18 protein-coding genes are annotated in these 19101 nt (G+C 43.7%); 12 read left to right on the forward strand and 6 right to left on the reverse strand.

The window, feature by feature from the left end:
• Positions 1-12: 12 nt before the first annotated feature.
• Positions 13-1035 carry a methionyl-tRNA formyltransferase gene (fmt, locus tag FAM09_RS08305; protein ID WP_243751628.1) on the reverse strand — a complete coding sequence of 341 codons (1023 nt, stop codon included), beginning with the start codon at positions 1033-1035 and terminating at the stop codon, positions 13-15.
• A gap of 271 nt (positions 1036-1306) precedes the next feature.
• Between fmt and FAM09_RS08310 the strand changes: the two genes are divergently transcribed.
• Positions 1307-1762, forward strand: coding sequence for an FKBP-type peptidyl-prolyl cis-trans isomerase (locus FAM09_RS08310; protein ID WP_136576643.1), 456 nt, complete (start codon positions 1307-1309; stop codon positions 1760-1762).
• A gap of 295 nt (positions 1763-2057) precedes the next feature.
• Positions 2058-2705, forward strand: a complete 648-nt coding sequence (locus tag FAM09_RS08315; RefSeq protein ID WP_136576644.1) for a hypothetical protein — start codon at positions 2058-2060, stop codon at positions 2703-2705.
• A 179-nt stretch (positions 2706-2884) separates the two neighbouring features.
• Here the strand turns inward: FAM09_RS08315 and FAM09_RS08320 are convergent, their stop codons facing one another.
• Both FAM09_RS08320 and FAM09_RS08325 read right to left on the reverse strand, forming a co-directional pair.
• Complete coding sequence (locus FAM09_RS08320) at positions 2885-3436, reverse strand: hypothetical protein (RefSeq protein WP_136576645.1); 552 nt, start codon at positions 3434-3436, stop codon at positions 2885-2887.
• Between the two features lie 58 nt (positions 3437-3494).
• Complete coding sequence (locus FAM09_RS08325) at positions 3495-4382, reverse strand: CPBP family intramembrane glutamic endopeptidase (RefSeq protein WP_136576646.1); 888 nt, start codon at positions 4380-4382, stop codon at positions 3495-3497.
• Positions 4383-4434: 52 nt separating this feature from the next.
• On the opposite strand from FAM09_RS08325, the gene pepT reads away from it, so the two are divergent.
• Both pepT and FAM09_RS08335 read left to right on the forward strand, forming a co-directional pair.
• Complete coding sequence (pepT, locus tag FAM09_RS08330; protein ID WP_136576647.1) at positions 4435-5682, forward strand: peptidase T; 1248 nt, start codon at positions 4435-4437, stop codon at positions 5680-5682.
• A 161-nt stretch (positions 5683-5843) separates the two neighbouring features.
• Positions 5844-6983, forward strand: a complete 1140-nt coding sequence (locus FAM09_RS08335) for an OmpA family protein (RefSeq protein ID WP_166437066.1) — start codon at positions 5844-5846, stop codon at positions 6981-6983.
• A 587-nt stretch (positions 6984-7570) separates the two neighbouring features.
• On the opposite strand, the gene FAM09_RS08340 is transcribed toward FAM09_RS08335, so the two are convergent.
• On the reverse strand, positions 7571-8896 hold the full coding sequence (locus tag FAM09_RS08340) for a T9SS type A sorting domain-containing protein (protein WP_136576649.1): 1326 nt from the start codon (positions 8894-8896) through the stop codon (positions 7571-7573).
• Between the two features lie 469 nt (positions 8897-9365).
• Between FAM09_RS08340 and FAM09_RS08345 the strand changes: the two genes are divergently transcribed.
• Entirely contained in the window at positions 9366-10505 is a 1140-nt protein-coding gene (locus FAM09_RS08345) for an OmpA family protein (protein ID WP_136576650.1), read from the forward strand.
• 101 nt (positions 10506-10606) lie between these two features.
• Here the strand turns inward: FAM09_RS08345 and FAM09_RS08350 are convergent, their stop codons facing one another.
• Complete coding sequence (locus FAM09_RS08350; protein ID WP_136576651.1) at positions 10607-11590, reverse strand: YpdA family putative bacillithiol disulfide reductase; 984 nt, start codon at positions 11588-11590, stop codon at positions 10607-10609.
• A 254-nt stretch (positions 11591-11844) separates the two neighbouring features.
• Between FAM09_RS08350 and FAM09_RS08355 the strand changes: the two genes are divergently transcribed.
• The 3 genes from FAM09_RS08355 (at position 11845) to FAM09_RS08365 (ending at position 14198) form a co-directional block, all read left to right on the forward strand.
• Positions 11845-12786 (forward strand): SPFH domain-containing protein, encoded by a 942-nt coding sequence (locus FAM09_RS08355; protein ID WP_136576652.1) that lies wholly within the window; start codon positions 11845-11847, stop codon positions 12784-12786.
• 224 nt (positions 12787-13010) lie between these two features.
• Positions 13011-13724 carry a MotA/TolQ/ExbB proton channel family protein gene (locus tag FAM09_RS08360; RefSeq protein ID WP_136576653.1) on the forward strand — a complete coding sequence of 238 codons (714 nt, stop codon included), beginning with the start codon at positions 13011-13013 and terminating at the stop codon, positions 13722-13724.
• Between the two features lie 72 nt (positions 13725-13796).
• Positions 13797-14198 (forward strand): ExbD/TolR family protein, encoded by a 402-nt coding sequence (locus tag FAM09_RS08365; protein WP_136576654.1) that lies wholly within the window; start codon positions 13797-13799, stop codon positions 14196-14198.
• Between the two features lie 131 nt (positions 14199-14329).
• Here the strand turns inward: FAM09_RS08365 and prmC are convergent, their stop codons facing one another.
• The gene (gene prmC, locus FAM09_RS08370) at positions 14330-15259 is read right to left on the reverse strand and encodes a peptide chain release factor N(5)-glutamine methyltransferase (RefSeq protein ID WP_136576655.1); all 930 of its coding nucleotides are present in this window, start codon (positions 15257-15259) and stop codon (positions 14330-14332) included.
• 197 nt (positions 15260-15456) lie between these two features.
• Between prmC and ribD the strand changes: the two genes are divergently transcribed.
• From ribD to FAM09_RS08390, 4 genes are all read left to right on the forward strand, one after another.
• Entirely contained in the window at positions 15457-16515 is a 1059-nt protein-coding gene (gene ribD / locus FAM09_RS08375; RefSeq protein ID WP_166437067.1) for a bifunctional diaminohydroxyphosphoribosylaminopyrimidine deaminase/5-amino-6-(5-phosphoribosylamino)uracil reductase RibD, read from the forward strand.
• On the forward strand, positions 16512-17396 hold the full coding sequence (locus tag FAM09_RS08380) for a DMT family transporter (protein WP_136576657.1): 885 nt from the start codon (positions 16512-16514) through the stop codon (positions 17394-17396). The genes ribD and FAM09_RS08380 overlap by 4 nt, the downstream gene beginning before the upstream one ends.
• A gap of 127 nt (positions 17397-17523) precedes the next feature.
• Positions 17524-18135 carry an IMPACT family protein gene (locus FAM09_RS08385; protein ID WP_136576658.1) on the forward strand — a complete coding sequence of 204 codons (612 nt, stop codon included), beginning with the start codon at positions 17524-17526 and terminating at the stop codon, positions 18133-18135.
• Positions 18136-18165: 30 nt separating this feature from the next.
• Positions 18166-18996 carry an XAC2610-related protein gene (locus tag FAM09_RS08390; protein ID WP_136576659.1) on the forward strand — a complete coding sequence of 277 codons (831 nt, stop codon included), beginning with the start codon at positions 18166-18168 and terminating at the stop codon, positions 18994-18996.
• The last annotated feature ends 105 nt before the right edge of the window (positions 18997-19101 follow it).

Genomic DNA, 19101 nt, shown 5'->3' on the forward strand with positions numbered 1-19101 from the left:
ATACTAATGAACTTACTCCCCCTTTAGGGGGATGGGGGGTAACCTGTACCCTCTCAAAAACTCCTCTATCGTCATACGCTTTTTGCCTTCCAGTTGCAACTCGGTGACGTGAATGTAGCCGTCTTTACCGGCGAATTTTAAATATGTTTTGTTATCTGTTTCAACGCTGCCCGGGTTTTTCGGCGACGAATACATTTCCTTTTTCGCCTTATAAATTTTCAGCATTTTTTCATTAAAGTAAGTAAAGGCAGCAGGGTAGGGCGATAGGCCTCGTATAAGATTATAAATAGATGTAACCGATTGGTTCCAGTCTATTTTACATGTTTCAGTAAATATTTTAGGAGCGTGCTTTAATGGTGAGTGATGAGTGGTGAGTGGTGAGTGGCCTTCATTGCCGACACCAGGTTGTGGAATTTCCGTCAACGTTCCCCTCGTCAAACCCTCCACCGTTTTTACCAGCAATTGCGCGCCGATCTCTTTCATCCTGTCATGCACTTCACCGGTGGTTTCATCATCGCCTATAGGAAAGCTTTCCTGTAACAGAATATTGCCCGTATCAATTTCATGTTGCAGTTTAAAAGTGGTAACACCTGTTTCTTTTTCTCCATTGATCACGGCCCAGTTAATTGGCGCTGCGCCGCGGTATTGGGGCAATAATGAACCATGCAAATTAATGGTCCCCATCGGCGGCATGTTCCATACCACCTCGGGCAACATGCGAAAAGCAACCACTATCTGCAGATCGGCTTGTAAGCGCCGCAATGTTTCTAAAAATTCCGGGTCTTTTAATTTTACAGGTTGTAAAACCGGTAACTGTTTTTCAACCGCATATTTCTTTACGGCGCTTTCTGTTAACTTCATGCCCCTGCCGGCAGGTTTATCGGGGGCGGTTATTACTGCTATGATATTACAACCCGCTTGTACCAATGCGTTCAGCGATGCAACGGCAAACTCGGGTGTGCCCATGAATATGATGCGTGGATTGTTATTTGTTTGTAGTTTATTGTTTGTGGTTTGTTGTTCGGTGTCTTGCATTCGTCTTGCGTTTTCTTATTGAGCCTTTGTATTTTTCCCTTTGGTATTTGTGATTTGAATTTTGTGATTTTAACCGCAAATTTCATCAAAAAACTTTTATTTGTCGCCCAAAATTATTCCTGTTACTTTGCAGGCCAGGAAATTGGGCTTTTTTATCCTACCTGCCGACAGGCAGGCTTCTCACTTCTGTACATCCTTATGTTATATGAATATGGCGATGTGGGACGACAGAGTTGATTTTCCTGACAATTTTTAACACTAAAAAGTTAGTATGCAACAAGTAAAAAGCGGCGATACTGTAAAGGTTCATTATAGTGGCCGTTTAACAGATGGAACAACTTTCGACTCTTCTGCAGGCCGTGAACCACTGCAGTTTGAAGTAGGAAGCGGAATGGTAATTGCCGGTTTCGACAATGGTGTGATGGGTATGCAGGTGGGTGACAAAAAGACCATTCAAATACCAGTTGCAGAGGCTTATGGTCCAAAAAATCCTGAGATGATCGTTGCTTTCCCTGCCAGTGAATTTCCCCAGGATATGGAACTGGAAATAGGCATGCGTTTAAATATGACCAATTCAGAAGGACATGTTATTCCGGTAGTAATTACCGAGATCGGCGAAGAAAATGTTATGCTGGATGCCAATCATCCTTTGGCCGGTGAAGACCTGACTTTTGATATTGAGCTGGTAGAAATTGGCGCCGCTCCTTCGCGGATCATCATGCCGTAAAAGGATGTAAGAAATAGGAAGTAGGAGGTAAGAAGGACTTGAATTTCCTGCCTCCTACTTTTGCTTTTTTATCTCATATTTATCAACCCTTCCGTTCCTTATTTCTTGCCGCTGACTTCTGATCTCTTTCTTAACTCGCTCCCTTGTCAACTTGTGAACTTCCTTCCTGCTTCACAAAACTGCGACCTCACAATACGCTTTTTTGAGAAGTGCATCATTACAACTTTCCTTAGTAGTTTTCCTATATTGACCTGCCCGGATTTTTTTTCTATTTTGGCCCTACAATTTATACCCTATGATACAAACCGTGAAACGCATTGTCACGTGCGCACTATTTTTCTGTTTATCTAATATCGTTCACGCCCAGGACCAGATCGCAACCATTTCCACACCAGATCAATCTTTGCCCGAATCAGATACGGCCATTGCTATCCGTCAGGCATTACGGTTTGCCGATAGCCTGGTAAAAGCCAGTTTTTATGAAGAATGGCCTACCTATTTGAATTTAAGTAATCCAAGTGCTATAAAGTATTATGGCGGAAAAGAGGCTTTTAAAGAACATGTGGTAACGATCCGCTTTCGGGGCGAAGCCAAAATAGAGGAAAAACCGGAAAAGCTTCAATTGATCACATTAATGAACGATGTTGATAAATGGCAATGTGTAATTGAAAAAGTTCGGGAATGGTTTGATGAAAACCGAGGGAAAGTGAAGACTTATACCTACCTGGTGGGCGAATCAACCGACAACGGCCTTACCTGGAAATTTATAGATGCCAGCCACAATTCGCTGGTGAACGTTATTTACATTATGCCTTCCATTTTTGGCACCCTGGCCATACCTGAAGGCAAAACAGTATATGTAGACGAAGTGGCAGCACAGGAAGCTGCTCAGGCAGCGCAACCGGTAGCAAAAAAGAAACCTGCGGTTAAAAAACTGAAGTAATGGTTTGATTGCTTGATGGTTGGGAGGGCTGAGTTTTGAAGATGACTATGATTTTAACCTAATAAATAAAGGCGGAACCGTTACCGGGCAGCTCCGCCTTTTGTATTTTAAGTCAATAAATAATAGTGAATCGCAGTATGCGGTAACCATAACCATCAAACCTTTCAACCATCCAACAATCAGGCCTTCTTCTTCCCGTACAACCAGCCCAGCCAGATACCAACCAAACCCCATCCTACCAGGCTATCGATGAAATAAGCCATCAGGTCGAACCCCTGGTACCAGATGTGATTGGTATAAGGAACATTGAAGAAAACGATCATGCCAACGAACAGGGCTGAAATAAGTATAGCGATAAAATTCAGTGAATTCATCCGGCTGATGAGGGCGCAGAAAAAACCAACGATCAGCATATCGACAATGAGCCCGCGGATCATGTTCGAGCCCATATTCATTTTCCATGACTGATGATATTGTATCAATGCCCAAGGTTTTCCCTCCATCGATTTCATAAGCGCTTCGTGTTGTTCCCGGCTTGCATCTGCCGGAAGCCCGGGTAAGTGATATTGTCCTTCTTTATCGAGCTGCGTACTTAAAAAGCTCATGATAGCATCCTGTTTATCCGTGTATTGGTAAGCGTTGCCGTGAAGGTTCAGCACAGTCCATGAAAGAAATTGCCAGATAAATAAAAGGATGCCTCCGACAAGAGCACCAATGAGTAATTTTTTCATAATAGGTCAGCTTTAGTTTGTAAAAAGGTATAAAGATTTATCGGATTTTACAAATATGTTATTGGCTGACCTTTACCGTTTTGCCATATCTATTTTCATACACGGTATATAAAAGTAGTAACGTGCCCGCAAAAAGGCAGGTAACAATGAACGAACCTTCTAGCCCAAACGAACCGCCGGTAAGCCACCAGGGACCTTGTAATGCCGGTTGTAATACGCTTTGTAAAGGCAGGCCGCTGACGCCAAAACCTAAAACCGGGCCCTGGAAAAAGTTCCAGCTAAAATGAAAACAAATGGCAAACCAGATATTGCGCGTATAGATGAAGTTAATGCCTAAAATGAAGCCCGCCAGTAACAAATTCGCCACCGCTACGGAGCTTATACCCGGGTTACTGCTATGGGCAATCATAAACAAAACCGCTGAAACGCCTAACGCCGCCCATTTATTCATCGATTCCATCAGGTTGTTCAGGATATAACCCCTGAACACCATTTCTTCCGTAAAAGCAATTAATACCATCAGGGCCAGCCCTATGAAAAGGTCCAGGGCTTTAAAATGCACATCGGTCCATTCGAGGTGCCTGGTTGCATACAGCAACAGGGTGCCGGCGCCCAGCAAGGCCACGCCAAGGCAAAATCCCGTGTAGGCATCCGGTTGAAACGGCTGCCAGTGAAATCCCAGGCTTTTTACCGACCGGCGGTCAATGAATCGGCGGAATATGACCGTTAGTGCGATGGCAAAAATGGATGTTAAGAATAATGATATGATGGTTATTCGCAGAAGAAGCTCAGGAGGAACCGTTGCTGTTTTTACCTCATTCAACGTAACCCAAAAGAGGCTGGTAATAATGCCGGCCAGTAACGAGCACCCGATAAAAGCCAACATGAGAAGAATGGCGCGCAGCCAGCCTTGTTTAAAAAACGGGGTCGTTGTGTCAGCAGCCATGCAGAAATAAGTTGATCGATATTTGAGTTATCTTGCCAAAAATACAGCTTACATGTTTACTAACTATAGTTTTACGGTAAAGGAAAGGTTTTTGCGATATGTGCAAATAGATACGCAAAGCGATCCGCAGTCAACTACCTGCCCGTCTACAGAGAAACAAAAAGACCTGAGTCGGTTACTTGTGCAGGAGCTAAAGGACATGGGCATTGCAGATGCGCACCTCGATGATAATGGTTATGTATATGCTACCATTCCTGCCACCACTACGAAACAGGTACCTGTTATTTGTTATTGCTCGCATGTTGATACTGCACCTGATTGTACCGGCCAGGGCGTAAAGCCGTTGGTGCATCATAACTACGATGGCGGCAATATTGTATTGCCCGATGATCCTACCCAGATAATTACGCCAGCCGACCATCCGTATTTGAAGAAAAAGAAAGGCGAGGATATTATCACTGCATCCGGCACCACGTTGCTGGGCGCTGATGATAAAGCCGGGGTAGCGGTGATCATGGATATGGCCCATTATTTTATGACAAATGCCGCCATACCGCATGGCACCATAAAGATCCTGTTCACGCCCGATGAAGAAATAGGTCGTGGTGTAGATAAGGCCGACCTCAAAAAACTGGGCGCTCAATTTGCCTATACGTTAGATGCCGGCGAGCGCGGCGCTTATGAAGATGAGACCTTTTCGGCCGACGGCGTTACCATTACCTTTCATGGAGTAAGCGCTCACCCGGGTTATGCAAAAGATAAACTGGTAAACGCCATGAAAGTGGCCGCCGCTTTTTTGGAAGCGTTACCAAAAGATACCTTGTCGCCTGAAACAACATATAAACGCAATGGTTTTGTGCATCCCGTTCGTATCAATGGCATTGCAGAAAAGGTAACGCTTGAATTTATTATTCGCGATTTTATTACGGCGAAGCTGTTGGAGTATGAAAACTTATTACGCGAACAACTGGCGCAAACACTGCAACGTTTTCCCGGCGCCAAAGCTGATTTTGAGGTGCGCGAACAATACCGCAATATGAAGGAGGTGCTGGACAAACACCCGCAGGTATCGGCGTATGCCAAAGAAGCAATAGCGCGGGCTGGCGTACCTTTGATTGAAATGAGCGCCCGTGGTGGGACTGATGGGTCGCGTTTGTCGTTTATGGGATTGCCTTGCCCCAACCTGTTTACCGGCGAAATGGCTTTTCATGGCAAGCATGAATACGTGAGCGTGCAGGATATGCAAAAGAGCGTGGAAACGATTGTTCACCTGGCGTGTATTTGGGAAGAGAAAAGTTGAAAATGAGAAATGAAGAATGAAAAATGAGGAATGAAGAAGTAAAGAATATCGAATATTGAATGCCCAATGTAGAAGTGGAAGACAAGAGTCGGGTCAACTTATTAATTACAGGCTCATTGACGGCTTTCCTCGTTATCTTTATGCCTTGTTGCCTTTGTCATATGAAACCTTTCCTGCTATACTGCCTGTTATCCTTTGGGTACAAAACCCATGCTCAAAACCTGCTGGTGAATGGCGGTTTTGAAGAGGAGAATATTTGTACGGAATATTTTAAGAATTGTGCACCCGAAGCGTGGATCGCTACCTCGTTATTCGCCAATTATTATTTTGATGCTACCCAAAAAGGCGCTGCCAAAGCCCATACGGGAACCCATTTCGTTGGATTGACTGCCGGCAGCTTGTCTATGCAAGGCATCCGGAATTTTATTCGTGCCCGGCTGTTATGCGGTTTGCGAAAAGGACATCAGTATAAATTCGAAATGTATATCCGCTCTCCGCATCGCGTTCTGGATAGTATCGGTATTTACTTCTCGCCGCAGGATTATTTATACGAAAAGAGATATTTCAAAATGATTACCCCGCAATTATGGACGGTGAACGGACTGGATAAAACAGTTCAGGACCCGACCGTTTGGCAAAAAGTAGCATTGCTGTATACGGCAGATGGTACAGAAGGGTATATCACCATCGGTAATTACAAACGGGTTGATTATACTGGTATTCACCAGGCAGAATACCGACATGATTATTATTTTTTCCTCGACGATGTATCACTGGTGCCGGTCAACCCCAATGAAAAGTTATGTGCGCAGGCCGATAGTGTGCGAAACGCCATTTACAGTGAAAATGAAAGGCATTCTTATTTAGAACGCAAGGTGTATGCGTATCGGCGCAACCCACCACCTGTTCAACCTTTGCCCTCCACCTCGCAGCCTAAGGTGCAACATATTGACACACTTGTTATACCCGATATCTTTTTCGCTACCGCCAGTTATGAATTAACACCAACCAGCTTTTATTTGCTCGACAGTTTTGCCAATAAATTATCGCAGGCAAATATCGATTCTATGATCATTGAAGGGCATACCGATAGCATTGGCAAGCTGGCTTATAATGAAGCTTTATCAAAGAACCGCGCGGTGTCGGTCGGGAATTATTTATCAGGTAAAGTAGCGGGGCTGGAAGATAAGGTCACTACCCGCGGTTATGCTTACCTGCAACCCATTGCCAGTAATAAAACGCCAAAGGGAAGGCAGATGAACAGGAGAGTAGAGATCCTTTTATATAGAAATGAGGAATAAAGAATCAGGAATGAGAAATGAAAAAGGAATAATACGAATATTGAATGTTGAATATCGAATGTTGAATGTAGAAGTGGAAGAATAAGGTCGGAAGGAACTTTCACCATTGACCATTCACGAGTTGCAGGATCTGTAAGTTGAAATACAATGGCTGTAAGTTGAGTTGCAGGGCTGTAAGGTTCAATTGCGATAGCTATTGTTTGATTACAATGGAGATATTTTTCATTACAAGGCCTGTAGTTTTGAAAACCAGGCAGTTTACTTCAATAACAAGAAAGATCATTCGAAATACAAGATGCCTTTCATCAAATGCAAACGCTATTTTGTAAGTGGCAAAACATAATTGCATCCGAACAAGCCTCATTGCATTTCAAACAAGCCTTATCGTAATTCAAACTATAAGCCTCGTAATTCAACATACTAGTTTCGGTAATTAACTTTCTTCTAATGTCACTTGACTTAAAGGCATTGGTATTGATTTATGATTTAGGTAATGAAACGTCAAGGTTGTCAGACGATATAAAATTAAAAAAGCCATCCCCGTTCAGCGGGGATGGCTTTTTTAATATCCAAATAGTGGAACGGCCCTATTGTTTTAAAACCGTTTTGCTAAACACCTCAGCACCATTTTTGAAAACAATATGGTAAAGGCCACTTGTAAAGCCACTCATGTCAATATTAGAAATTACCGCATTGGCCGACAACCGGATATCTTTTAAGGTTTGTCCGTTTGCGCCAATGATTTGAATATGCCCTGCTACGCCGGCTTTCGGGTGCTGAACCATCAGTATATTTTTAACCGGGTTGGGCGACAGGCTAATATTCATGCTCAATTTGCTCTTTACACTTATGATATAGCTGTATTTATAAGTTCCATCCATTTCAACCATTTTCAATCTGTAGTAGCTAAACTCTGAAGCAGGTTGCATATCGGTAAAGCTGTAAGTTTTTGAATTGGCAGCTTTTACAGAACCGATAGCGGTAAAGGTTCTGCCATCAGCACTTTTTTCAACTACATAGCTGGTGATGCCGCTTTCTTCTGCTGTGTTCCAAACCAGTTTGGTGTTCAGTCCTTCTTCAGCAGCATTAAAGCTGGTCAGACGAACGGGCAATGGAGCGCCGGCGGGTGCCAGGTTGGTCCAGGCGGCAGCAGAAGTAGCGCCATAAGCTACTCTAAATCCATCATACTCAGCATCAGGAGAATCATCACTGTGGCTTTGTGATATTTCCATTGCGTTGATGGTAGAACCAAAACCTGTTTCATCACCATTTAACATAGTAGCTCCGGTAGTGCCGGTAGCTGTAGTTGTTGAAGGTTCTGAGGCCAGGCTGGGGTTTACCCATAAGTAAGCATCATCATTGTCCCCAGCGCTTGAAAAAATGCTGTATCTTATTACTATCAGGTAAGTTGTGTTAAGTTCAAAGTTAGCGTCTGTTGAAGTATAGCTGGGAGTGCTTTCATCACCTGTAGCAATACCAAATCGTATCTGTCCGTTGTCGCTTGCTTCTTCTGCTATAAAAAAGCGTAATGGCCTGTCGGCGTCACCTGTATTAAATAAGGCAATGCTATGGTTGGGGCCTTCGTTCGATAATTCAGCATATGTTACCCGCACTACAAAGCTTATATAAAAATGTTGGCCGCTGCTTGTGCTAACTCCGGTAAAAGTTCTTCTGGGATCCTTGCCATTTTCGGAGCTTACGGTTATATATTGGGTGCCGCTGGTGTACCCGGGGTAAATGAGAGGCGATGAGTTGGCAACCTGCACATCAGGAGAGCCTGTAGTTGTTGTCCAGCCGCCCTGAGTTCCCAGGTCGCCGTTTGTATAACCGGAAAAATTTTCGAAGAATGCGATTTGCGCATTTGCGGTCAGGGCAATAGCAGACACCATGATAAAAGAGTAGATCTTTTTCATTCTTTTTGTTTTTGGATGAAGAAAAATTAGGGGTGGCCCCAGAGGTATTGGAGGAGATCTGCTTTTCTGCTACATGTTTGTAGAAAAGATTAATCAGAGTTCTTCAAAAGGATGAATAAAAATCTTAAGGAGGCGGTGTGTTTGTTGTAGTTTTCGAAGGATGGGACTTGAGCGCTAAAGTAAAAGTATATACAGTTTTTTTTAAATGCAAGTTGTATTAAACTTTCTTGATATGGGTCAAATGTGGCCTACATGGGGGACTGTTTTGACTGACGGAAATCATGGTGTTCAGGATGGCCAGGATTTTTTTTGAGTATTTTGGGTATAAGGGTTGTTGCCGGCGCCCATGATCAAACCAGAAATGATTGTAATATGTTAGCTTGTAAATGGTTGATAATCATTGTAAAAGAAAACCCTTACGGAATAGCTTTTTTGAGTAATTTAGAACCATCCCATTGTTTACCTGTCTATGAAACTAATAAAGCAATTCGTTCCCACCTTAACCCTGGCGCTTTTGGGCTGTATTACCGGGTATTCCCAAAACCTGATAGCCAATGGCAGTTTTGAAGATGCTAATCTTTGTACCGAATTTCAAAAATATTGTGCGCCCGAAGCCTGGGTGGCTACTTCCGGACAGGCCAATTATTATTTTGGCGACATGGCCATTGCTTACGATGGGTATCATTATGTTGGCTTAACCGCCGGCAATGTGAATAAACGCGGCGTTCGCAATTTTATCAGAACCCAGTTATTATGTGGTTTACGAAAAGGGGGTCAATATTCGGTAGAATTCTATGTAAGCGCTACCAATAAAGTACTCGACAGTATCGGGGTATATATATCCCCAAACGATTTTTTGTACGAGCAAAGGAATTTCAAAGACATTCGACCCGATTATTGGTATGTGCGCAGCGGCGCGGCGGCCTCGCAGCCTTCGAAAAAATGGCAAAAGGTGCATTTTATATATACGGCCACCGGCAACGAAGCATTTGTTACCATCGGGTTATTTAAGCGAACCGATTATACCGGTTCTATAAAACCCGATTTCAAGGATGATTATTTCTTCTTTCTCGATAAAGTTTCCCTGACACCGGTAGATAGCCGGGAAAGACTGTGTGCAGAAGCTGATCGGGAAAAGGTTCATATCTATAACGCTAATGACCGGCATAACCGGCTGGAGGAAAAGATCAGCTACTATCAAAAGAACCCGCCGGCGCCACGACCGAAATTATACACCACCCGTATTCCTTCTGTTCAACATGTAGACACGTTGATAATACCCGATATTTATTTTGTTACCGCCAGCTTTGAGCTCTCGAAAAAAAGTTATGAATTGCTCGACAGTTTTGCCCGCAAGTTAACAGGGCCTATGGATTCGGTAGTGGTAAAGGGGCATACCGACAGCATCGGCAATTTTGATTATAATAAAGAGTTGTCACAGAACCGGGCCGTATCGGTAAAGCAATACCTGATGACAAAGATGGCATCGCTGGGGGTGAATTTTATTGCGCGTGGCTATGGTTATCAACAACCCATTGCCAGTAATAGAACCTCATCGGGTCGCAAAAAGAACAGGAGGGTGGAGATCTTTGTATATAGGAGGGAATGAGAAAGAGCTGCAAGCTTTAAGCTGTAAGCTTCAAGCAAATGCAGCGTTAAAATTGTATTGACTTACAGCTTATAGCTAACAGCTTACAGTTGTATTCTGCATTATTCATTAAGAAGTTTCTTCCGAATAGATTTAATTATCAACTCTGCATGTTCGCGGCTATTTTCTATGAACCAAACATGCGTATTCATACCACCGCAAACCACACCTGCCAGATAAACGTTGGGTAAATTGGTTTCCATGGTTTCGGGGTTATAAGTAGGTTGCAACACTTCATCTTCAGATAAATGAATGCCTGCCTTTTGTAAAAAATCACAGTTGGGTTGATAACCCGTCATCGCAATCACATAATCATTTTCAATAGTTACCAGTCCATCGGGTGTTTGAATATCTACTTCCTTTTCGCGAATAGCCATTAAGGTTGAATTGAACCAGGCTTTCACGCTTCCTTCTTTGATGCGGTTTTCCATGTCGGGTTTCACCCAGTATTTCACACGTTTTCCAATGCCATCATGACGTATAACCATACTTACGGTGGCACCTTTACGCCAGGTTTCCAGGGCTGCATCAACGGCCGAATTATTGGCGCCTACCACAACCACTTTTTGCATGGCATAAAAATGCGGGTCTTTGTAATAATGGGTTACTTTGGGTAGGTCCTCCCCGGGAATGTTCATGTTGACGGGGATATCGTAAAAACCGGTAGCAATAATTACAAAGGTGGTGGTATAGGTTTGTTTGGTAGAGACCACCTCGTATTTGCTATTGAGGGGTGTTATGGCTTTCACTTCTTCCTGCAGGTGAATGTTGAGTTGATTGCTGGTTGCTACGCGCCGGTAATATTCAAGCGCTTCGGGCCGGGTGGGTTTAATATTGTTGCTTACAAAGGGAATATCGCCAATCTCCAGTTTTTCTGAAGTAGAAAAAAAGGTCATATTCACGGGATAGTTGTACAGGGAGTTAACCAGGCAGCCTTTTTCAAGTATGCAATAATGTAAACCTGCTTTTTTAGCTTCCAGGGCACAGGCCAAACCGATAGGGCCGCCTCCCACGATTATGATGTCGAATAGATTGGTTGAGTTCATTATTCCAAAGGTAGTTTTTTGTTTTTTAGTTCATTTGTTATTAGTTCTAACATATGGGATATTATAGTTCAAGGTACCAGTTACCGGTTTCCTGTTGCCAGGCCCTGAATATCGATCACTCTATAAGTAGTCGGGAACTCCAAATTTTTTGTCCCGGTTACCGGAAACTGGTAACCGGTAACCTGCCATTAACACATTAGCTAATTATCAAATTATCACATTAACTTTCCGTACTTTCATTAAAATTTAATCTTATGGATTTGTTAGCGTCTTATTGGTGGATCATTGTTGTCATACTCTTTTTATTTGCCGGTTTAAAAACCATTAACCAGGGATTCGTTGGAGTAGTTACCATGTTTGGTAAATACCGGCGGGTACTGAACCCTGGTCTGAATTTTTTAGTACCCTTTCTGGAACAGATCAGCCGTAAGGTAAGTATTCAAAATCGCTCGGTTGAAATGGAGTTCCAGGCGGTAACCGCAGACCAGGCCAATGTGTATTTTAAAAGCATGTTGTTGTACGCGGTGCAAAATGCCGATGAAGAGACCATTAAAAAAGTAGCGTTTAAATTCCTGAGCGAGCGCGACCTCATGCAAGCGCTCACCCGTACTATTGAGGGAACCATTCGCTCCTTTGTGGCCACCAAACGCCAGGCTGAGATATTGGCCTTACGTAAAGAAATTGTAGAATACGTAAAAGAGCAGATCGACGTTTTGTTGGAAACGTGGGGCTATCACCTTCTCGATCTGCAGATCAACGATATTACATTCGATAAAGCCATTATGGATAGCATGAGCAAAGTAGTGGCCAGTAATAACCTGAAAGCAGCAGCCGAAAATGAAGGACAGGCATTGCTGATCACTAAAACAAAATCGGCCGAAGCAGAAGGAAATGCCATTAAAATTGCGGCTGAGGCTGAACGTACTGCTGCTCAGTTGCGCGGTCAGGGGGTAGCGTTGTTCAGGGAAGAAGTTGCCCGCGGTATGAGCCAGGCTGCTGAGCAAATGAAACAGGCCAACCTCGATACAAACGTGATCCTGTTCAGCATGTGGACGGAAGCCATTAAGAACTTTGCCGAAGTAGGAAAAGGCAATATCATTTTCCTGGATGGCAGCAGTGAAAGCATGCAGCGGAACATGCAACAGATCATGGCTATGATGCAGATGAAAGGGAATTCTGGGCAGAACAAGAATTGATTGTTTGATTGCTGATGGCTTGATGGTTATTTTTAATTTGCGGGTACTTACGCGCATTATCGGGCATCGTGCAATGCAGAAAGGCAACCATCATACAATTTTAACAATTCAACAATTCAATAATCAACAATCTAAATCTTACCAAACTTTTAAGAAATATTAAATCGTTCGATTCGTTTTAGGCACACATTTGCCTACATTTACACCATTAAAACAATACCTGGATGAATTGGTTTTTTTTACAAGTTACCAATCCTGCAACCACAACCGCCGCCGACACCACACAAGCCGCAGCCACTGCTGCCGCCCAGGGCGTTCACACTATGAATGTAATGGAACTATTGGCTAATGGCGGTCCGCTCATGATACCATTGGGATTGTTGTTTGTACTGGCTTTATTTTTCTTTTTTGAACGGCTTATTGCCATTCGCAAGGCCAGTAACATTGACCCCAACTTTATGTACATAATACGGGATAACATTTTTAGTGGGAATGTATCTGCAGCCCGGTCAATGGCTAAAAATACACCCAACCCCGTGGCCCGGATTATCGATAAGGGATTGCAACGGATTGGTAAGCCCATTGAAGCCATTGAGAAAAGCATGGAAAATGTAGGCAAACTCGAAGTGTATAAAATGGAGCGCAATCTGTCGGTTTTATCATTGGTATATGGTATTGCGCCTATGTTCGGGTTCTTAGGGACCATCTTCGGTATGTTGCAATTGTTCTATAATATCAATGCTTCAGGTGAATTTACACCGGCCCAGATAGCAGGTGGTATTTACACGAAAATGATCACCTCGGCATCGGGATTGATCATTGGTTTGCTGGCATATGTAGGTTATAATTTCCTGAATGCACAGATCGATAAGACCGTGAACCGAATGGAAGCTGCCAGTGCGGAGTTTATTGATATTTTGCAGGAACCGACAAGATAGTTTATGGTTTATGGTTGTCCTTCGAATTTCAGATTACCTTAAACCTTATACTTTATACTTTAAACGAATAAAATGGATCTACGAAGAAGATTGAAAGGGCACCAGGAGTTACACGCAGGCGCGTTGAACGATATTTTGTTCATCCTGTTGTTCTTCTTCCTCATTGTATCTACACTGGCCAATCCGAATGTGATCAAGTTATCACAGCCAAAGGCCAAAAGCGATACCAAAGCCAAGCAAACGGTTATCGTAAATATTAAACCTACCGGAGAGTACATTATTAACGGTAAGCAGGTTACTATTGAAGAAATGACGGCGTTTATACAGCCGTACGTGCAGAAAGATTCAACCCAGGCAACGATAGCCATCAATGCCGATAAAACCGTTCCGCTCGAAAATGTGGTGGCGGTAATGCGGGTTGCGAGAGACCTTGGTGCAAGGTCAACGTTGTTGGTAGATACGAAGTTGAAATAAGTTCGTAAGTTATTGAGTTCGTAAGTTATTGCCGGCCAGCAGGATTTCTGCTGGCCGGTTCTTTTTACACCTTTATCTAAAAACGCTAAAGAAAAGGAAATATTAATTTCAATTATCCGTTAGTGTAATGATTACAAAATATCATTTCCGTTCTTTATTTCCGCCTTCACCATTCTTTCCTTCCCCTGAAAATCTTTCTTCACTTCTGCTTTAAACCCTTTCGATTCAAATAGTGTTTTGGTTTGTTCGCCAAGATCTTCATGAATCTCTGCAAAGATGGATCCGCCGGGTAATAATTTTTGTTGCGCGAAGCGGGCAATGGCATCGTAAAATAAAAGAGGATCTTCATTAGGTACAAACAAAGCCAGGTGTGGTTCATATGCCAGCACATTCTGCAACATGCTGTTTTTATTGTGCTGTGGAATATAAGGCGGATTGCTCACGATGATGCCAACTGCCGGCAGCTTGGACCAGGCAGCTGCATCTAAAAAGTCAACGGGTAAAAATTGAATGGGGGTTTGCTGGGCTGCTGCATTTTTAGCAGCTACCGCCAGCGCCTGTTCGCTTACATCGCAGGCATAGATCGTTGCTTCCGGCAATTTCTTTTTAAGGGCGATGGGGATACACCCGCTTCCTGTGCCTATGTCTAAAATGCTGAGGTAAGAAGTAGGAGGTACGAGGTATGAAGAGTCTTTATTGCCGATTGCTCCCGCTTTTGTGCGGGACCGATTGCCGACTTCCGCCACCACCCACTCCACCAATTCTTCTGTCTCAGGGCGTGGTATCAATACACTCTCATCCACATAAAACGGCATTCCGCAAAACCAGGCTTCGTGCAACACATATTGCACGGGTTTATTCGTCAGTAATTCCTGCGTGTATTGTTTCAATTGGGCAATGCGGTCGGGCGACAAAAGCGACTGTTTATGCATGATGCGGTCGATCTTTCGCATGCCGGTAACATGTTCCATAACCCAGTCTGCAATGTTGGCGGCCTCGCGGTTATCGTACAGTTCATGCAGGCTTGTCTGCAATTGTTGCTGCGCCTCTTGTAGCGTCATAGCGGCAAAGATGGTTAAATAAATTGAATTTGAACCTGGTACACAAAGGCCGTACTACCATGTAATGGCGGCTCGCCATCCCGCGCAAATCGACTATATTTGCGGCTTTATTAACCAATTGGCAATAGACAATAAGCAATTGACAAATTAAATGTGCAATATGCCTTCTTTGCCCATTGCCAATTGCATATTGTCCATTGACTATTCACGAAACATACATGCAACGCTGTATCCAGCTCGCAACGGCCGGGGCCGGTTACGTGGCGCCCAACCCTATGGTAGGCGCGGTGCTGGTGCATGAAAACCGCATCATAGGGGAGGGGTATCACCAGGCCTATGGCGGTCCGCATGCCGAAGTGCATTGCCTTAATTCGGTATCAGAAGCTGACCGGCATTTGATCTCCCAATCTGTTATGTATGTGTCGCTGGAGCCCTGCGCTCATTTTGGCAAAACGCCCCCCTGCGCCGATCTCATCATTGAAAAAAAGGTCCCGCAGGTGGTAATCGGTTGCCGCGACCCTTTTAAACAGGTAGATGGCAAGGGCGTAGAAAAATTGCAAACTGCCGGTGTACAGGTTACCATAGGCGTGCTGCAGCAGGAGTGCAGATCCCTGAACAAACGTTTTATTACTTTTCATAAACACCATCGCCCGTATATTATCTTAAAATGGGCGCAAACGGCCAATGGGAAAATGGCTGGTGATCCTGGTGGCGAACGCCTGCTGATCAGCAATGAATTTACCAACCGGCTGGTGCATAAATGGCGTAGTGAAGAAGCGGCTATTTTGGTGGGCACCAATACGGCGCTTTTCGATGATCCGGCGTTAACAAACCGCTTGTGGAATGGTCCTGGTCCGGTGCGGCTGGTAGTGGATATGAACCTGCGGTTACCCTCCTCGCTTCAGTTGTTTAATAAAAAGGTTCGAACCATTGTATTTAACAGCCTGAAACATGAGGAGCAGGAAAACCTGTTGTATTACCAGGTTACACATGATGTAAATCCTGTTCATCAAATTCTGAATGCTTTGTATCAGTTAAAAATTCAAAGTGTGTTGGTAGAAGGTGGCGCGCAACTGCTGCAATCGTTTATTGATGAAGGGTTGTGGGATGAAATGCGCGTGATCACCAATAATGAACAGGTGGTAGGGCATGGTTTGCCCGCTCCGCGTATGCTTACCGGCCAGTTGCAACAACAGGAAACATTGTTTTCAGATACCCTCCATTATTTTGTGAACCCGCAAACCCTGGTACATTGAGCAGTTTATTATTCCTGATCGCCAGTATTATACTCACTGCCTGGCTTTCCATTTCGTTTAAGATCATTGAGCGGTTTGGTATCAATAACCTGCAGGCCATTGTATACAATTACACCGTTTGTGTGATCACCGGCAGTATAGTGAACGGCAGTTTCCCTATAAATAGTTCGTTGTTGAAGCAGCCCTGGTTTGGCTGGGCATTGGTAATGGGCGCCTGTTTTATTGCGTTGTTTAACCTGGCCGCTTATACCGTGCAAAAGATCGGGGTGGCCGTAGCAACGGTTGCTTACAAGTTATCACTGGTTATACCGTTTGTGTTTTCTATTTACCTGTATAATGAAGATGCCACGGCTTTGAAGATTGCCGGTGTTGCCCTGGCATTGGTGGCAGTATGGTTCACCACAAGGCCGGGCAGCAACGAGCAAAAAGGTAAAAAGGTTTCGAGGTTATTGTGGGCAATGCCTTTGCTGTTGTTCATAGGCAGTGGCTTGCTCGATACCATGATCAAATATGTTGAACAGGCTTTTATAAATCCTGGTAACCAGGATGCCTACCTGATCACGGCTTTTTGCGTGGCGGCTACTGTAGGGCTGATCATCTTATTATTCCTGTTCATCACCGGCCGGCAAAAATTTTCCGGTAAAGCGGTGTTGGCCGGCATAGGCATTGGCGTGCCGAATTATTTTTCCATCTGGTGTTTGCTGGGTGCATTAAAAGGATACGCAGGTAACAGTTCGGCCATTATTCCCATCAACAATATGGGAATTGTATTATTTACGGCAATGGTAGCCTGGTTAGTTTTTAAAGAAAAATTGTCGGCTACCAACTGGTTGGGTATTGCATTATCACTGGGAGCGATTGCTTTAATAGCCTATGGGTAATTAGATTGCCTGATTGATTTATGGCCTGATGGTTGGTTTTTATGAAGGACAGTCCGAACAAAATCGGGAATCCCGATTTCCGGGCATTAACCATCGAACAATCAAACCATGAAACAATTTATTAATTATGACTGACCCCGAATTTTTTTATACGATCGATAGAACCACAACCGCAGAATATAAAGACCGTGGCAGTAAATTTATTGCCTATACCTTCCCGGTTCAATCGATTGACGATTTTAAAAAGAACCTGGAAGCCATTAAGAAAGAACATCCGAAGGCTACACATCATTGTTTTGCGTATCGTATTGGGCTTGATAATAATACCTACCGCGTTAGCGATGATGGCGAACCTTCCGGCACTGCAGGCAAACCAATTTTGGGACAGATTGATAGTAAACGGCTTACGAACGTTTTGGTAGTGGTAGTTCGCTATTTTGGCGGCACCTTGCTGGGCGTACCCGGACTGATCAATGCCTACAAATCGGCCGCGTCACTGGCGCTGCAGATTACCCCGATCATTCAAAAACCGATTGAAGTAGCCTATACCCTCCAGTTCGATTATACGCAAATGAACGAAGTGATGATGCAGGTAAAACAATTGAACTGTCAGGTGCTGGAAAAGGAATTGAACTTATTCTGCCGCATCCTCATTGGTATTCCTAAAGGAAGGCTCGATGAGGCGCTGTATAAGTTTAAAGAGATGAGAGATGTAGAAATAATGAAGAAAAGTTTGTAGTATCGTTCTCTAATTGAGGTCTGATAGCGTATGAAATGGCTTATTACATCAATAATCCTGCTCGTAACCTTACTCACAGCCTGTAAATCGGGAAACAGTCCATGGGGTAAGAATAAATCTAAAGACACCTTATCGGTGCATACCGTTCCTTATGAGGTGCTGGTAGATAAGGCTATGGATAGCGCCGAACAGATGTCTTTTTTCAGGGACTATTGTATCAGAAAGTTGGAGAGTAATAAAAATGAAGACCGGTTTTACACATTGGCCGTGTTTGACGGCGATACCACCCGTATACAATTCTACAAGGGCAATATTTGTTCAGATCAGAAGCAACACGCTGTAGTAGGTTTTGAAAATAAAAACCTGTTTTTCTTTTTCCTTAAAGACGATACCTGGAAGCTGCGACAAGTAATGAATGGGTTTGGGATAATAAAGGACAGTGCCGTTCAATTCAGTGATGTAAATTTCGATGGCTTTAAAGATGTGTCAATAATATGGAATTATTCTGCAGGTACCTGTGATTGTTCTGCGCCCGGCTGCAGGGATATTTATCTATACAATAGCGAATTAGACAATCTGCAGCATTTACCCGAGATAAGAGCGTTTTTTGATTTTGGACTTTCCGTAGATGAAAAGTCAATTTACCTGGGCCAGCATTGCAAAGGCATATATGGAAAGTATAGCTGGCAGGATGGGAAATTGCAAATTCAGGAAGAGTACAATTCGAACCAATGGAATGAAAAGGATACGGCCAGGTGGCATCTTGAACATTTTATTTATTGCGATGGCGAGAAGGTACCGGCGTATACCATACCCAACTTGCCGCTGCCGGAAAAATGGCAGAAGGAGTTTGGATGGTGAGTAATGTTGTTGCCGGTTCCCGGTCACCGGGCAAAAAGTTCGGAGATCTCGACTATTTGAAGAATGATCGAAATTCAAGTCCTGGTAACTGGTACCCGGTAACTG

The sequence above is a fragment of the Niastella caeni genome, from assembly GCF_004834005.1.
Classification (GTDB): domain Bacteria; phylum Bacteroidota; class Bacteroidia; order Chitinophagales; family Chitinophagaceae; genus Niastella; species Niastella caeni.

Coding starts and splice junctions, on each gene's coding strand:
- FAM09_RS08355 (WP_136576652.1), top strand. CDS start 11,845: ATGGATTTGTTAGCGTCTTATTGGTGGATCATTGTTGTCATACTCTTT.
- FAM09_RS08340 (WP_136576649.1), bottom strand. CDS start 8,896: ATGAAAAAGATCTACTCTTTTATCATGGTGTCTGCTATTGCCCTGACC.
- prmC (WP_136576655.1), bottom strand. CDS start 15,259: ATGACGCTACAAGAGGCGCAGCAACAATTGCAGACAAGCCTGCATGAA.
- FAM09_RS08345 (WP_136576650.1), top strand. CDS start 9,366: ATGAAACTAATAAAGCAATTCGTTCCCACCTTAACCCTGGCGCTTTTG.
- FAM09_RS08325 (WP_136576646.1), bottom strand. CDS start 4,382: ATGGCTGCTGACACAACGACCCCGTTTTTTAAACAAGGCTGGCTGCGC.
- FAM09_RS08360 (WP_136576653.1), top strand. CDS start 13,011: ATGAATTGGTTTTTTTTACAAGTTACCAATCCTGCAACCACAACCGCC.
- FAM09_RS08390 (WP_136576659.1), top strand. CDS start 18,166: ATGAAATGGCTTATTACATCAATAATCCTGCTCGTAACCTTACTCACA.
- FAM09_RS08365 (WP_136576654.1), top strand. CDS start 13,797: ATGGATCTACGAAGAAGATTGAAAGGGCACCAGGAGTTACACGCAGGC.
- FAM09_RS08320 (WP_136576645.1), bottom strand. CDS start 3,436: ATGAAAAAATTACTCATTGGTGCTCTTGTCGGAGGCATCCTTTTATTT.
- FAM09_RS08335 (WP_166437066.1), top strand. CDS start 5,844: ATGAAACCTTTCCTGCTATACTGCCTGTTATCCTTTGGGTACAAAACC.
- FAM09_RS08310 (WP_136576643.1), top strand. CDS start 1,307: ATGCAACAAGTAAAAAGCGGCGATACTGTAAAGGTTCATTATAGTGGC.
- FAM09_RS08315 (WP_136576644.1), top strand. CDS start 2,058: ATGATACAAACCGTGAAACGCATTGTCACGTGCGCACTATTTTTCTGT.
- FAM09_RS08385 (WP_136576658.1), top strand. CDS start 17,524: ATGACTGACCCCGAATTTTTTTATACGATCGATAGAACCACAACCGCA.
- FAM09_RS08350 (WP_136576651.1), bottom strand. CDS start 11,590: ATGAACTCAACCAATCTATTCGACATCATAATCGTGGGAGGCGGCCCT.
- pepT (WP_136576647.1), top strand. CDS start 4,435: ATGTTTACTAACTATAGTTTTACGGTAAAGGAAAGGTTTTTGCGATAT.
- fmt (WP_243751628.1), bottom strand. CDS start 1,035: ATGCAAGACACCGAACAACAAACCACAAACAATAAACTACAAACAAAT.